12 protein-coding genes are annotated in these 14036 nt (G+C 71.8%); 2 read left to right on the plus strand and 10 right to left on the minus strand.

The window, feature by feature from the left end; translation table 11 throughout:
• Positions 1-13: 13 nt before the first annotated feature.
• The 5 genes from alr to OG898_RS08030 form a co-directional block, all read right to left on the minus strand.
• On the minus strand, positions 14-1150 hold the full coding sequence (alr, locus tag OG898_RS08010) for an alanine racemase (RefSeq protein ID WP_250751497.1): 1137 nt from the start codon (positions 1148-1150) through the stop codon (positions 14-16).
• Positions 1151-1286: 136 nt separating this feature from the next.
• Positions 1287-2690 carry an NAD(P)H-hydrate dehydratase gene (locus OG898_RS08015; RefSeq protein ID WP_250751494.1) on the minus strand — a complete coding sequence of 468 codons (1404 nt, stop codon included), beginning with the start codon at positions 2688-2690 and terminating at the stop codon, positions 1287-1289.
• 59 nt (positions 2691-2749) lie between these two features.
• Entirely contained in the window at positions 2750-3118 is a 369-nt protein-coding gene (locus tag OG898_RS08020; RefSeq protein WP_250751491.1) for a holo-ACP synthase, read from the minus strand.
• Between the two features lie 19 nt (positions 3119-3137).
• The gene (gene glmS, locus OG898_RS08025; protein WP_250751488.1) at positions 3138-4988 is read right to left on the minus strand and encodes a glutamine--fructose-6-phosphate transaminase (isomerizing); all 1851 of its coding nucleotides are present in this window, start codon (positions 4986-4988) and stop codon (positions 3138-3140) included.
• Positions 4989-5110: 122 nt separating this feature from the next.
• Positions 5111-5884, minus strand: a complete 774-nt coding sequence (locus OG898_RS08030; RefSeq protein WP_266955866.1) for a hypothetical protein — start codon at positions 5882-5884, stop codon at positions 5111-5113.
• A 283-nt stretch (positions 5885-6167) separates the two neighbouring features.
• On the opposite strand from OG898_RS08030, the gene coaA reads away from it, so the two are divergent.
• A complete protein-coding gene (coaA, locus tag OG898_RS08035; RefSeq protein WP_250751482.1) occupies positions 6168-7241 on the plus strand; it encodes a type I pantothenate kinase in 1074 nt (357 codons plus the stop codon).
• Positions 7242-7286: 45 nt separating this feature from the next.
• Positions 7287-8237: a DUF389 domain-containing protein gene (locus OG898_RS08040; protein ID WP_250751479.1), complete on the plus strand. Its 951-nt coding sequence runs from the start codon at positions 7287-7289 to the stop codon at positions 8235-8237.
• 81 nt (positions 8238-8318) lie between these two features.
• Here OG898_RS08040 and glmM read toward each other — a convergent pair whose 3' ends face one another.
• The 5 genes from glmM to OG898_RS08065 all read right to left on the minus strand — a co-directional run bounded on the left by glmM (position 8319) and on the right by OG898_RS08065 (position 13998).
• Positions 8319-9677, minus strand: a complete 1359-nt coding sequence (glmM, locus tag OG898_RS08045) for a phosphoglucosamine mutase (protein WP_250751476.1) — start codon at positions 9675-9677, stop codon at positions 8319-8321.
• Positions 9678-9809: 132 nt separating this feature from the next.
• Complete coding sequence (gene rpsI, locus OG898_RS08050; protein ID WP_250751473.1) at positions 9810-10328, minus strand: 30S ribosomal protein S9; 519 nt, start codon at positions 10326-10328, stop codon at positions 9810-9812.
• Positions 10329-10374: 46 nt separating this feature from the next.
• Positions 10375-10818: a 50S ribosomal protein L13 gene (gene rplM / locus OG898_RS08055; RefSeq protein WP_112447734.1), complete on the minus strand. Its 444-nt coding sequence runs from the start codon at positions 10816-10818 to the stop codon at positions 10375-10377.
• 234 nt (positions 10819-11052) lie between these two features.
• Entirely contained in the window at positions 11053-12312 is a 1260-nt protein-coding gene (locus OG898_RS08060; protein ID WP_250751471.1) for a glycosyltransferase family 87 protein, read from the minus strand.
• Positions 12313-12378: 66 nt separating this feature from the next.
• Positions 12379-13998: an ABC-F family ATP-binding cassette domain-containing protein gene (locus OG898_RS08065; RefSeq protein WP_266955870.1), complete on the minus strand. Its 1620-nt coding sequence runs from the start codon at positions 13996-13998 to the stop codon at positions 12379-12381.
• Positions 13999-14036 lie beyond the last annotated feature (38 nt).

A 14036-nucleotide genomic window follows, 5' to 3' on the forward strand; every position in this document is an offset into this window, starting at 1 on the left:
CTCACTCACCGTTTCAGCCGTTGAGGTACACGCGGGGGACCCGGCCCCCGATACGGGTGACGATCTCATAGGCGATCGTATGCGCCGCTTGAGCCCAGTCCTCGGCGGTGGGTTCGCCGCGCTCCGCGTCCCCGAAGAGGACTGCCTCGTCGCCGACATGGGCCTCGTCCCCGTCCAGGTCGACCACGAACTGGTCCATGGCGACGCGCCCGGCGACCGTGTGGATGCGGCCCCCGACGAGCACCGGGCCGCGCTCGGACGCGTGGCGCGGGACGCCGTCGGCGTAGCCCGCCGGGATCAGCGCGAGGCTGGTCTCCCGCTCGGTGACGTAGTGGTGCCCGTAGCTGACCCCGTGCCCGGGCGGCACGCTCTTGACCAGCGCGACGGAGGCCTTGAGCGCCATCGCGGGCCGCAGTCCGAGCTGGGCGGGGGTGCCGAGCTCGGGCGCGGGAGAGACGCCGTAGACGGCGATGCCGCAGCGGACCAGGTCGAAGTGGGACTCGGGGAGGGTGAGCGTGGCCGGCGAGTTGGCGATGTGCCGGACCTCGGGCTCGACGCCCTCCTTCTCCGCGTACGCGAGCATGTCGCGGAAGGCGGTCAGCTGGAGCGGGACGGACGGGTGTCCCGGTTCGTCGGCGCAGGCGAAGTGCGACCAGACTCCGGTGACGCGGACGGTCCCCTCGGACTGGGCGGCGACGGCCGCGGTCACCAGCGCCTCCCAGTCGGCGGGCTGGCAGCCGTTGCGGCCCAGGCCGGTGTCGGCCTTGAGCTGGATCCTGGCCGTCATTCCGGCGGCGCGGGCGGCCGCCCGTACCTCTTCGAGGGCCCACAGCGCGCTGACGGACACGTCGATACCGGCCTCGACGGCCTCCCGCCAGGGGCCGCCCGGGGTCCACAGCCAGCACAGGACGGGGCCTTCGAGCCCGGCGGCACGCAGCGCGAGGGCCTCCTCGGGCGTGGCGGTCCCGAGCCAGCTCGCACCGGCCTCCTGGGCGGCCTTGGCGCAGGCCACGGCCCCGTGCCCGTAGGCGTCCGCCTTGACGACGGCCATGAGTGCGGAACGGGGCGCCCGCTCGCGCAGGGCCCGTACGTTCGCCCGGACGGCGTCAAGATCGATCTCGGCGTACACGCGCGCGGCTGTCTCGTTCATCCCCCCCAGTCTCTCAGAGCCCCGCCGACCGGGCCGAACAGGCAGGGCCAGGCCAAAATCAGCCTCGCCGGCGTTTGAGGCGCGGGGGTCCGGGGACCGGCCCCCGGCAACGGCGCCGCACCCTGGGCAGGCACCCCTAGCGACGAGCGACCTCGCGCCAGGCACGGGGCAGGGCTTCGGCCACCTGGTGGGCCAGGAGGGGGCCGCCGGTGAGGCGGGCCGCCAGGCCGTGGAGGTACGCCGCCACCGACCCGGCGTCCACGGCCGGCAGCCCGGCCGCCAGCAGGGACCCGGCCAGCCCGGACAGCACGTCCCCGCTCCCCGCGGTGGCCAGCCACGGGGTCCCGGTCGGGTTCACCCGGACGGGGCCGGGCCCGGCCGGGGCGATCAGGGTCGTCGACCCCTTCAGCAGCGTCACCGCCCCGTACCGCTCCGCGAGCCCCCGCACGGCCTCCAGCCGCCCCGCCTCGACCGCCTCCCGGGCGACCCCCAGCAGCGCCGCCGCCTCCCCCGCGTGCGGGGTCAGCAGGGTCGGGGCCGCCCGGGCCCGCAGCTCCCCGGGGTCCAGCCCGCGCAGCCCGTCCGCGTCCACCAGCACCGGTACCGGCTGCGCCAGCGCCTCCCGCACCTCCGGGCCGCCCTCGTCGCCCAGCCCCGGCCCGACCACCCAGGCCTGGACCCGGCCGGTCCCGATCAGCGTCTCCGGGTAGCGGGCCAGTACGGCGTCGGCCACCGCCGGCGGTCCCACGTAGCGCACCGCGCCCGCGCCGCCCCGCAGCGCCCCCGCCACGGCGAGCACCGCCGCGCCCGGGTAGCGCGCGGACCCGGCGACGACCCCGAGCACGCCGCGCCGGTACTTGTCGCTCGACGCCGTCGGCTCCGGCAGCAGTCCCGCCACGCCGGCGTGCTGCAGGGCCTCCACCTCGGGGGCCGGCAGCACCTCGCCCAGCCCGATGTCCACCAGGTGCAGCGCACCCGCCCGGGAGGCCCCGGGGTCGATCAGCAGCCCCGGCTTGTACGCCCCGAAGGTCACCGTCACGTCCGCCGTCACGGCCGCTCCGGCCACCTCCCCGGTGTCCGCGTCCACCCCGCTCGGCAGGTCGACGGCGACCACCACCGCGCCTGCCGGGATCCGCTCCACCAGCGCGGCCGCGGCCGGCCGCAGTGCGCCCCGGCCGCCGATGCCGACCAGCCCGTCGAGCACCAGGTCGGCCCGCTCGGGCACGGCCGCGCCCAGGCGCCCGCCGGCGGCCCGCAGCGCGGCCAGTCCGCCCGCGTGCAGCCGCTCCGGGTCCATCGCGACGGCCGTCACCCCGGCCCCGCGCCGGGCCAGCTTCGCGCCCGCGTAGAGGGTGTCGCCGCCGTTGTCCCCCGGGCCGACCAGCAGCACCACGCGGGACCCGTACACGCGGGGCAGCAACCGGACGCAGACGGCGGCCAGTCCGGCCGCCGCCCGCTGCATCAGGGTGCCTTCGGGCAGCCGGGCCATCAGCTCGTGCTCGGCGGCCCGTACGGTCTCCACGCTGTAAGCAGTACGCATGGCACCAGCCTGCCCGAAGAAGGCGCTCGGGCCGCGGAAGGAGACGGCCCGAGACACCCCTACCCCTCGGCGATCACCACCGCGGAGGCGATGCCCGCGTCGTGGCTGAGCGAGATGTGCCAGGACTTCACGCCCAGCGCCAGCGCCCGCGCCTCGACCGTCCCCGACACCCGCAGCCGCGGCTGTCCGCTGGCCTCCACGTACACCTCGGCGTCGGTCCACAGCAGCCCGGCGGGCGCGCCGAGCGCCTTGGCGAGCGCCTCCTTGGCGGCGAACCGGGCGGCGAGCGAGGCGGTCCCGCGCCGCTCGCCGCCCGGCAGGGTCAGCTCCGCGTCGAGGAACAACCGCCCGGCCAGGCCCGGCGTGCGCTCCAGCGCGGCACCGAACCGCTCGATCTCGGCAACGTCGATCCCCACACCGATAATCACAACCACAAACTCGCTTCGCTCACTCCACGGTCACGGACTTCGCGAGGTTACGCGGCTGGTCCACCTCGTTGCCGCGCGCCGTCGCCAGCTCGCACGCGAACACCTGCAGCGGCACGGTGGCCACGAGCGGCTGGAGCAGCGTCGGGGTGGCCGGGATGCGGATGAGGTGGTCGGCGTACGGGACCACCGCCTCGTCCCCCTCCTCGGCGATCACGATGGTCCGTGCCCCGCGCGCCCGGATCTCCTGGATGTTGGACACGATCTTGTCGTGCAGCACCGAGCGCCCGCGCGGCGACGGTACGACGACCACGACCGGCAGGTCCTTCTCGATGAGCGCGATCGGCCCGTGCTTGAGCTCGCCCGCCGCGAAGCCCTCGGCGTGCATGTACGCGAGCTCCTTGAGCTTGAGCGCGCCCTCCAGCGCCACCGGGTAGCCGACGTGCCGCCCCAGGAACAGCACGGTGTTCTTGTCGGCGAGCGACCGCGCCAGCTCCCGTACCGGCTCCATGGTCTCCAGTACGGTGTCCACCGCCGCGGCGATGTCCGACAGCTCCCGGATCACGGACCGGATCTCGTCGCCCCACTTCGTGCCCCGGACCTGCCCGAGGTAGAGGGCGACCAGGTAGCAGGCCACGAGCTGCGTCAGGAACGCCTTCGTCGAGGCGACGGCCACCTCGGGTCCGGCGTGCGTGTACAGCACGGCGTCCGACTCGCGCGGGATCGTCGAGCCGTTCGTATTGCAGACGGCCAGCACCTTGGCGCCCTGCTCGCGGGCGTGCCGCAGCGCCATCAGGGTGTCCATCGTCTCGCCGGACTGCGAGATCGCGATCACCAGCGTGCGCTGGTCCAGGATCGGGTCGCGGTAGCGGAACTCGCTGGCCAGCTCCGTCTCGCAGGGGATGCGCGTCCAGTGCTCGATGGCCAGCTTCGCGATCATGGCCGCGTGGTACGCCGTACCGCACGCCACGATCACGACCTTGTCGACCTCGCGCAGCACCGAGTCGGGGATGCGCACCTCGTCGAGGGTCAGCAGGCCGTTCGCGTCGATCCTGCCGAGGAGGGTGTCGGCGACGGCCTTGGGCTGCTCGGCGATCTCCTTGAGCATGAAGTAGTCGTAGCCCCCCTTCTCGGCCGCCGAGGCGTCCCAGTCCACGTGGTACGCCCGCACGTTCGCGGCCGAACCGTCGAAGTTGGTCACCGTGACGCCGTCGCGGCGCAGCTCCACGACCTGGTCCTGCCCCAGCTCGATCGCGGAGCGGGTGTGGGCGATGAAGGCGGCCACGTCGGAGGCGAGGAAGTTCTCGCCCTCTCCGACGCCCACCACGAGCGGCGAGTTGCGGCGCGCGCCGACCACCACGTCCGGCTGGTCGGCGTGCACGGCGACCAGCGTGAAGGCCCCGTCGAGCTGACGGCACACCTGCCGCATCGCCTCCGTGAGGTCCCCGCCGGCGCCCTCGAACCGCTCGGCCAGCAGGTGCGCCACGACCTCGGTGTCCGTCTCGGACTCCAGCCGGTGCCCGCGCTCGGCCAGCTCGGCCCGCAGCGCGGCGAAGTTCTCGATGATCCCGTTGTGCACGACGGCCACGCGCCCCGAATTGTCGAGGTGGGGGTGGGCGTTGACGTCGGTGGGCCCTCCATGGGTGGCCCACCGGGTGTGTCCGAGCCCCGTGGAACCGGTCGGCAGCGGGTGCCCGACCAGCTCCTTCTCCAGATTGACCAGCTTGCCGGCCTTCTTGACGGCGGCGAGTTCCCCGTCGGCGAGCACGGCGACACCCGCCGAGTCGTAGCCGCGGTATTCGAGCCGCTTGAGTCCGGCAATGACCACATCGAGCGCCGACTGCGCTCCCACGTAACCCACGATTCCGCACATAAGCCGCAGGGTACGCCGTAGTTGGCTCCGCGCCCGGTACCTGAACAAGACGAAAACCCCGCCCCGGCGAATGTGCCGGGGCGGGGTGGACGCACGCGTGGACGAGCACGCCGGACGGGTCGTCAGCCGAGCTTCTTGACCTGCGCCGCGACGATGGCCTTCGGCTGCTCGGCGTTGCCGGCCAGGCTGAGGGCCGAGAAAGTGACGAGGGAGTTCCCCTTGCGCACGACCACGAGCTCCGTCGTGGCCTTCTCCCCCAGCTCTTCGTCCTCCAGCTCGACGGAGTAGGCGAGCGCCTCGTCCCCCGCGGTCACGAGGGCGGCGGGGGCCACCTTGCTGATCTTGCCCGGCTCGCCGCCCATGCGGACCCCGAACCCGCCCGCGCAGGCCGTGCCCGCGTTCTTGAGGGAGGCGAAGGCCTCCTCCGCACCCTTCCCCTCGTACGAGGACAGGGCGACGGCCGTGACGGTCGACCCGAGGGCATCGAGCCCCGCCTTCGCCTTCTCCGCCTCGCTCGCGTCCGGGTCCGCGGCCTTCGGCTTGGCCACACCCTTGATCCGTGCGGTTCCCGCGGCGGTGCCGACCGGGGCCATCGACTGCGCCTGGATCAGCGGGAGGCAGGCGGGCTTGTCGCTGGCGAGGTCCGCACCGGCCTTGACCTCCTCCTCGGTCGCCGGCTTGAGGACGTGGTCGGGCAGGTCGGCCTGGGCCACGAGCAGCGGGACGAGCTCGGCGGCCGTCTTGGCCTTGGAGCCCGTAGCCGCCGGGGCGGAGGCGGACGTCTTGGCGTCGGGCTTGGCGTCGGACTTCGCGGACCCCCCGCAAGCGGTCACGAGCAGCGCCAGGGACACGGCCGAGGCGGACAGGACGGTACGGCGGACGAATGCGGTGCGCACGGTGGTGTTCCCCCACAGGAAAGGTCTACGGAAACGGCAGCGCGCCCGACCGCCCCGAATCGGGGGCGGCGTCACGAGCTGCGGTGATCCACACCGTACGGGGCCCCACCGACACCGTTCCGGAGTTGCCCGCACGCGCCGCGCATCGTGACCCTGCTGGTACCCCAGGGGCTCCCGATCGAGACCGTCCCCCGTACAACCCACCCACCCGGGGCCATAAGACCCCGCTCCACGTGACCGACCACACCACCCACGGCGGGCCGCGACCCGTGACAATGGCCGTGTGATCTCTTCGCCGCCACGAAGCACGCCGGACCGCGCAACGGAGCGCCCCGACGGATCGGAGCTCCCCACGCACCCCGAGCTCCCCACGCACGCCGCGCACCCCACGCGCCGCCGGGGCCACGAGGCCTCCCCCTACGTAGACCTCACCCGTGCCGAGTGGAGCGCCCTGCGCGAGCGCACCCCGCTCCCGCTGACGGCCGACGAGGTCGAGCGGCTGCGCGGGCTGGGCGACGTCATCGACCTCGACGAGGTCCGCGACGTCTACCTGCCGCTCTCCCGCCTGCTGAACCTGTACGTCGGCGCCACCAGCAACCTGCGCGGCACGCTCAACACCTTCCTCGGCGACGCCGGCAACGGCCACGGCGCCCAGCAGGGCACGCCCTTCGTCATAGGGGTCGCCGGCTCGGTCGCCGTCGGCAAGTCCACCGTGGCCCGTCTCCTCCAGGCCCTGCTGGCCCGCTGGCCGGAGCACCCGCGCGTGGAGCTGGTCACCACCGACGGCTTCCTCTACCCGATGAAGGAGCTGGAGCGGCGCGGTCTGACCGCACGCAAGGGCTTCCCCGAGTCCTACGACCGCCGCGCGCTGACCCGCTTCGTCGCCGACATCAAGGCGGGCAAGGACGAGGTCACGGCCCCGGTCTACTCGCACCTGATCTACGACATCGTCCCCGACGAGCGGCTCGTCGTCCGGCGTCCCGACATCCTGATCGTCGAGGGGCTCAACGTCCTGCAGCCCGCCATGCCGGGCAAGGACGGCCGCACCCGCGTCGGCCTCGCCGACTACTTCGACTTCAGCGTGTACGTGGACGCCCGCCCCGAGGACATCGAGCGCTGGTACCTCAACCGCTTCCGCAAGCTGCGCGAGACGGCGTTCCAGAACCCCTTCTCCTACTTCCGGAAGTACACCCAGGTCTCGGAGGAGGAGGCCCTGGAGTACGCGCAGACGATGTGGCGGACCATCAACAAGCCCAACCTGCTGGAGAACGTGGCCCCGACCCGCGGCCGCGCCACCCTGGTCGTCCGCAAGGGCCCGGACCACAAGGTGCAGAAGCTGAGTCTGCGCAAGCTCTGAGCGCCGCGCGGCCGCCCCGGGCCCCACGGAAGCTAGGGTGCGGCCATGCTGCATCTACGGATGATCATTCCGTCGGACCGGACGGACGCCGTGGTCCGGATCGTCGAGGGGACGGTCGGCACCACCCATCTGGCCGTGCTGCCCGGCGCCGCCCGCATCCCGGAGGGCGACATCGTGCTGTGCGACGTCGCCCGCGAGGCGGGTGACCAGCTCCTGCAAGAGCTCCGGGAGCTCGGCATCGACAAGGACGGGTCGATCGCGGTCGAGAACATCGACCTCTCCCTCTCGGACCGTGCCGACCGGGCCGAGGAGGAGGCTCCGGGCGAGGCGGCCGACGCCGTCCTGTGGGAACAGCTGAGCGAGGCGACCCACGAGGAGTCCACCCTCACCATCACCTACAGCGCCTTCATGATCATCGCAACGATGATCGCGGCCTGCGGCGTGGTCCTCGACAATGCCATCCTCATCGTGGGCGCGATGGCGGTCGGCCCGGAGTTCGGCCCGCTCGCCGGCGTCTGCACCGCCGTGGTGCAGCGCGCCCCCAAGCTGGCCGCCCGCTCGCTGGTCGCCCTGCTGGTGGGCTTCGCCGCCGCGATGGTCGCGACCACCGTCTTCACCCTGGTCATGGACGCGCTCGGGCTCTTCCACCACGGCATGCTCGACAAGCCCCGCCCCAACACCAGCTTCATCTGGCAGCCGGACCTGTTCTCCTTCGTCGTGGCGCTGCTCGCCGGCGTGGCCGGGGTGCTCTCCCTGACCTCGGCGAAGTCCGGCGCACTGGTCGGCGTCGCGATCTCGGTGACCACGGTCCCGGCGGCCGCCAACGCGGCCGTGGCGCTCGGCTACGGCGAGTTCGGCCAGATGTGGGGCTCGATGGAACAGCTGCTCCTGAACCTCTTCGGGATCATGCTGGCCGGGGTCCTGACCCTGCTCGGCCAGAAGCTCCTGTGGCGCACCCAGCGGGGCCACTGGCGGCGCGCGGCGCCCAAGGCCTGAGCCCCGCACCCCGGCATGACGACGGCCCCGCGCTACGAAGCTTCGTAGCGCGGGGCCGCTGTCATGACCGTCGGGCGGGCTCTAGCCGAGCGCCGACTTCACCACGTCCGCGAGGCGCCCCGCGACCGAGCGGGCCTGCTCGATGTCGGCGGCCTCCACCATCACGCGCACGAGGGGCTCGGTGCCCGAGGAACGCAGCAGCACGCGCCCGGTCGTGCCGAGCTCCCGCTCCGCCTCGGCGACGGCCGCGGCCAGCTCGCCGGAGGTGGTGACCCGCGACTTGTCCACGTCGGGGACGTTGACCAGCACCTGCGGCAGCCGCGTCATGACCCCGGTCAGCTCGGCCATGGACTTGCCGGTGGCCGCGATCCGGGCCGCCAGCATCAGGCCGGTCAGGGTGCCGTCGCCGGTGGTGGCGTGGTCGAGGATGATCACGTGGCCGGACTGCTCGCCGCCCAGCGCGTACCCGTGCTCCTTCATCGACTCCAGGACGTACCGGTCGCCGACGCCGGTCTGCACGACGCTGATGCCCTCGGACTCCATGGCCAGCTTGAAGCCCAGGTTCGACATCACGGTGGCGACGACGGTGTCCTCGCGCAGGTGCCCGGCCTCGCGCATCGCCAGCGCGAGCACCGCGAGGATCTGGTCCCCGTCGACCTCCTCGCCGTTCGCGTCCACGGCGAGGCAGCGGTCGGCGTCCCCGTCGTGCGCGATGCCGAGGTCGGCACCGTGCTCGACGACGGCCTGCTTCAGCAGACCGAGGTGGGTGGAGCCGCAACCGTCGTTGATGTTCAGGCCGTCGGGCTCGGCACCGATGGTGACGATCTCCGCGCCGGCCCGGGTGAACGCCTCGGGCGAGACGTAGGCGGCCGCGCCGTGCGCCTCGTCCAGGACGACCTTGAGGCCGTCGAGGCGGTTGGGCAGCACACCCATGAGGTGGGCGACGTACTTGTCGAAGCCCTCGGTGTAGTCGGAGACGCGGCCGACGCCGCCGCCCGTCGGACGGTCCCACGGAGCGCCCGTGCGGTGGTCCTCGTAGACCGTCTCGATCCGGTCCTCCAGCTCGTCGGCGAGCTTGTGGCCGCCGCGCGCGAAGAACTTGATGCCGTTGTCGGGCATGGCGTTGTGGCTGGCCGAGAGCATGACACCGAGGTCGGCGCCCAGCGCACCGGTGAGATACGCCACCGCCGGGGTGGGCAGCACACCGACGCGCAGGACGTCCACGCCCGCGCTCGCGAGGCCGGCGACGACTGCGGCCTCCAGGAACTCGCCCGAGGCCCGGGGGTCCCGGCCGACCACCGCGGTGGCCCGATGACCAGCGAAGGTGCCCGCCTCGGCCAGTACGTGCGCGGCCGCCACGGAGAGGCCGAGCGCGAGCTCGGCCGTCAGATCCGCGTTGGCGACGCCTCGTACACCGTCCGTCCCGAAGAGTCGTCCCACTGTTGTCCTCCCGAGTTCACACTTCGCTATGAGCAGTTGTGCCAATTATTTGCCGCTTTTGGCGGTAAACGAACCGCCCCGGCAGCACACAGAGTGCTGCCGGGGCGGAATCGTGCTGAACAGCAGGCGAGATTAACGCTTGCTGTACTGCGGAGCCTTACGGGCCTTCTTGAGACCGGCCTTCTTGCGCTCGACCGCACGGTCGTCGCGGGAGAGGAAGCCGGCCTTCTTCAGCGCCGGGCGGTTGTTGTCCACGTCCGCCTCGTTCAGCGCACGGGCCACACCGAGGCGCAGGGCGCCGGCCTGACCGGAAACGCCGCCACCCGAGATGCGGGCGATGACGTCGTAGCGGTTGTCCAGCTCAAGGAGCTTGAACGGCTCGTTGACTTCCTGCTGGTGCACCTTGTTGGGGAAGTAGTCCTCAAGGGTGCGACCGTTGATCTTCCACTTGCCGGTGCCCGGAACGATCCGGACGCGGGCGATGGCGTTCTTGCGACGGCCCAGGCCGGCGGCCGGCTGGGGGTCACCGAAGCGGCCGGCAAGGGACTCGGACGTGTAGTCACCCTCGACTACGTCCGCAGTCTCGGTGGTGTATTCCTCGACGTTGCCCTCGAACTCTTCGACGACAGTCTCGGCGGTGGTCTCGGCCACGATGCTCCTCAGAAGTTTCTTGTCTTAGGGGGTGTGGTGGCCGGAACTACTGCGCGACCTGGGTGATCTCGAACGGCACCGGCTGCTGAGCAGCGTGGGGGTGCACATCGCCCGAGTAGACCTTCAGCTTCGAGAGCATCTGACGGCCCAGGGTGTTCTTGGGGATCATGCCCTTGATGGCCTTCTCGACGGCCTTCTCCGGGTTGTTCGCCAGGAGGTCGTCGTAGCGGACCGAACGCAGACCACCCGGGAAGCCGGAGTGGCGGTACGCCATCTTCTGGGTCGCCTTGTTGCCGGACAGGTGAACCTTGTCGGCGTTGATGATGATGACGAAGTCGCCCATGTCCATGTGGGGGGCGTAAGTCGGCTTGTGCTTACCCCGCAGGAGGGTAGCGGCCTGGGTCGCCAGACGGCCGAGGACAACATCCTGGGCGTCGATGACGTGCCACTGGCGCGAGATGTCGCCGGGCTTGGGGCTGAACGTACGCACGCGTATGCCTTCGCTTCTTCAGTGGTGGGTCATCCCCGGGGGGTGAGCCCGAGGGACGGGTCCTGACATGGGTCACCACGGACGATCACGACAGCCCTGGTTCACATCGGAGACGCAACCCGTGTGTACCGCTGGTCATCGGCCCGGTGGACCGGCGTAAGGCAAATTCACGTGAGAATGAGCAAGCCAATACGCATAACGAACCAGCAGGGTACCCCTGAAGACCTGGAAGGGTCAAAACGCGGTCCGCGATCCCGTCTCGACGGGGGTTGCGGCGCACTCCGGTTCGGTCCTGGGTGGGGACCCCGTAGTTGTTACGAGTTCCAGAGTAACCCGGATCGGACGCAGTGCTCGACGCGCCAGCAGTCCGGCGAGCGCGCACAGGGTCACCATGTCCCGGAATGCCCGCCTCTTGGCCTCGAACTCCGAGGGCCACGGAAGGCCCGCGGTCTGCGGCACCAGCGCCAGCCAGAACCAGGGCGAGCGCGGCATCGAGCCCGCCCGCACCCCCGATGCCAGCAGCAGCGGGAGCACCACGATCAGGTAGTGGTCGAAGGAGGGCCGCGACACCAGGAACGCGGCGAGCATCACCATGCAGGCCGTCTCCACCAACCGCAGCTCACCCGCGTCGCCGTCCGTCTCGACCGGCCGCCGCCAGCGCCGCCAGGTCGCCCACAGCCCGCACCCGGCCCCCGCGAAGGCCAGCGCCACCGCCAGCGGAGCGGGCACCCCCAGCCGGGGCAGCGCCGCGATCGGCGAGGCGTCCCAGGGCAGCGCGTAGGAATCCTGGCCCTGCAGCAGGAACGGCAGGGTCTTGGTGAAGAACAGCATCGGGTGCGGCATCATCAGCGCCCCCGCCAGCGAGAGCCCCACCGGCACCCCCACCGCCAGGGCCAGCCCCCGCCACTGCCGCGCCAGGAGGAAGAGCAGCCCGATCGGCACCAGCATCGGCTTGCACGCGATGGCCAGGCCCACCACCAGCCCGGCCGCGGCCCAGTGCTTGCGGTGCGCCAGCAGCAGCGCCACCGGCAGGGCGGCGGCGGAGATGGCCGTCCAGTTCGCGATCAGCACGAGGTTGATGTACGGCTTGTAGGCCAGCGCGAACAGCGCGAAACCGCCCACCGCGAACCGCGAGCGCACCGGGACCGAGAACAGCCGCAGCGAGGCCCACCAGCCGAGGCCGACGAGCCCGGTCATCCCCAGCGGCAGCACGCAGCGCAGCAGCGGCGCCGGCAGCAGGGCCTCGGGAATCGCCATGATCACGGCGCTGGGCAGGTAGAGGAACCGCTTGTCCTCGTACGGGGAGACCCCGGCGAGCAGGGCGTCGGCCGCCTTGACCACGAAGGCGTTGTCCGAACCCCAGTTCTCCCGCAGGCTCGCGGAGACCGCCACCGACAGCAGGATCACCAGACCCACGAACCGCCAGGACCGGGGGGCCGGCCGCAGCAGCCAGGCCACCCCCCGGTCCCATGAGGACGGGCTGTCCCACTTCATGACCCAGACACTCGGCCGCAGCCCCACAACGAAGTCCCCTCGACCCAAGCCGGGGGCGGTCTCCCCCTAGCGCTTCCGCTCGACCCTACGTTCGTCCCAGACGGGCTCCGTAGTCTCCCGTACAACACCGTCTGAACCGAAGACCAGGTAACGGTCAAATGTCCGGGCGAACCACCGGTCGTGCGTGACGCACAACACAGTGCCGTCGTACGCCTCCAGCCCGTCCTGCAGCGCCTCCGCCGACTCCAGGTCCAGGTTGTCCGTCGGCTCGTCCAGGAGCAGCGCCGTCGTACCGGCCAGCTCCAGCAGCAGGATCTGGAAGCGCGCCTGCTGGCCTCCCGAGAGCCGCTCGAAGGGCTGCTCGCCCTGGCGCTCCAGCTCGTAGCGGCGCAGGGCGCCCATCGCCTGGCCCAGGGGCTTCGCCGCCTCCGTCCACAGGATGTCGACGAGCGTGCGGCCGAACAGCTCGGGGTGCGCGTGGGTCTGCGCGAAGTGGCCGGGGACCACGCGGGCGCCGAGCTTCCACGTACCCGTGTGCTTGACGTCCTCGCCCGCCATCAGGCGCAGGAAGTGGGACTTCCCGGAGCCGTTCGAGCCCAGGACCGCGACCCGCTCCCCGTAGAAGACCTCCAGGGAGAAGGGCTTCATCAGCCCGGTGAGCTCCAGGTTCTCCACCGTGAGGGCGCGCACGCCCGTACGGCCGCCCTTGAGCCGCATCTTGATGTCCTGCTCGCGCGGCGGCTCCGGCGGCGGGCCGGCCTCCTCGAACTTCTTGAAGCGGGTCTGCATCGCGTGGTACCGGGAGGCCATGTCCGGGCTGCTCGCGGCCTGGCCGCGCAGGCGCAGCACCAGGGCCTTCAGCCGGGCGTGCTCCTCGTCCCAGCGCCGCTTGAGCTCCTCGAAGCGTGCGAAGCGCTCCTTGCGGGCGGCGTGGAACGTGCCGAAGCCCTCGCCGTGCACCCAGACGTCGGAGCCGTTCGGGCCCGCCTCCAGGCTGATGATCTTCTCGGCGGCCTGGGTCAGCAGCTCCCGGTCGTGGCTGACGAAGAGCACCGTCTTGCGCGTGGCCTTCAGCTGCTCCTCCAGCCAGCGCTTGCCCGGGACGTCCAGGTAGTTGTCCGGCTCGTCGAGGAGCAGCACCTCGTCCGGCCCGCGCAGCAGCGCCTCCAGCACGAGCCGCTTCTGCTCACCGCCCGAGAGCGTGCGCACCTCGCGGAACTGCGCCGTGTCGTACGGGATCGCCAGCGCGGCCATCGTGCAGACGTCCCACAGCGTCTCCGCCTCGTACCCCTGCACGTCGGCCCAGTCGCTGAGCGCCTGCGCGTAACTCATCTGGGCGGCTTCGTCGTCCACGGTCAGGATCAGCCGCTCGGCCCGGTCCACCGCCTTGGCGGCCTCCCGGATCCGCGGCTGGGCCACCGAGACCAGCAGGTCCCGTACGGTCGTCTCGTCGCGGACCGAGCCCACGAACTGCGACATCACACCCAGCCCGCCGGTCACGACGACCGAGCCGCCGTGCGGCTGGAGCTCGCCGGAGATCATCTTCAGCAGCGTGGTCTTGCCGGCCCCGTTCGCCCCGACCAGGGCGACGACCGACCCCTCCCCCACCCGGAAGGAGACGTCGGGGAGCAGAACCCGCCCGTCGGGAAGGTAGTACTCCAGGTGGCTGGCTTCGAGATGTCCCATGCGGGGCATTGTCCAGGTCCGGCCCCGATCCGCCCAAA

The organism is Streptomyces sp. NBC_00193 (genome assembly GCF_026342735.1).
GTDB classification, from domain to species: domain Bacteria; phylum Actinomycetota; class Actinomycetes; order Streptomycetales; family Streptomycetaceae; genus Streptomyces; species Streptomyces stoeckheimensis.

Excerpts from the sequence above, each read along its gene's own strand:
- alr (WP_250751497.1), bottom strand. The coding sequence starts at position 1,150 with ATGAACGAGACAGCCGCGCGCGTGTACGCCGAGATCGATCTTGACGCC.
- OG898_RS08015 (WP_250751494.1), bottom strand. The coding sequence starts at position 2,690 with ATGCGTACTGCTTACAGCGTGGAGACCGTACGGGCCGCCGAGCACGAG.
- glmS (WP_250751488.1), bottom strand. The coding sequence starts at position 4,988 with ATGTGCGGAATCGTGGGTTACGTGGGAGCGCAGTCGGCGCTCGATGTG.
- OG898_RS08040 (WP_250751479.1), top strand. The coding sequence starts at position 7,287 with ATGCTGCATCTACGGATGATCATTCCGTCGGACCGGACGGACGCCGTG.
- OG898_RS08060 (WP_250751471.1), bottom strand. The coding sequence starts at position 12,312 with ATGAAGTGGGACAGCCCGTCCTCATGGGACCGGGGGGTGGCCTGGCTG.
- OG898_RS08065 (WP_266955870.1), bottom strand. The coding sequence starts at position 13,998 with ATGGGACATCTCGAAGCCAGCCACCTGGAGTACTACCTTCCCGACGGG.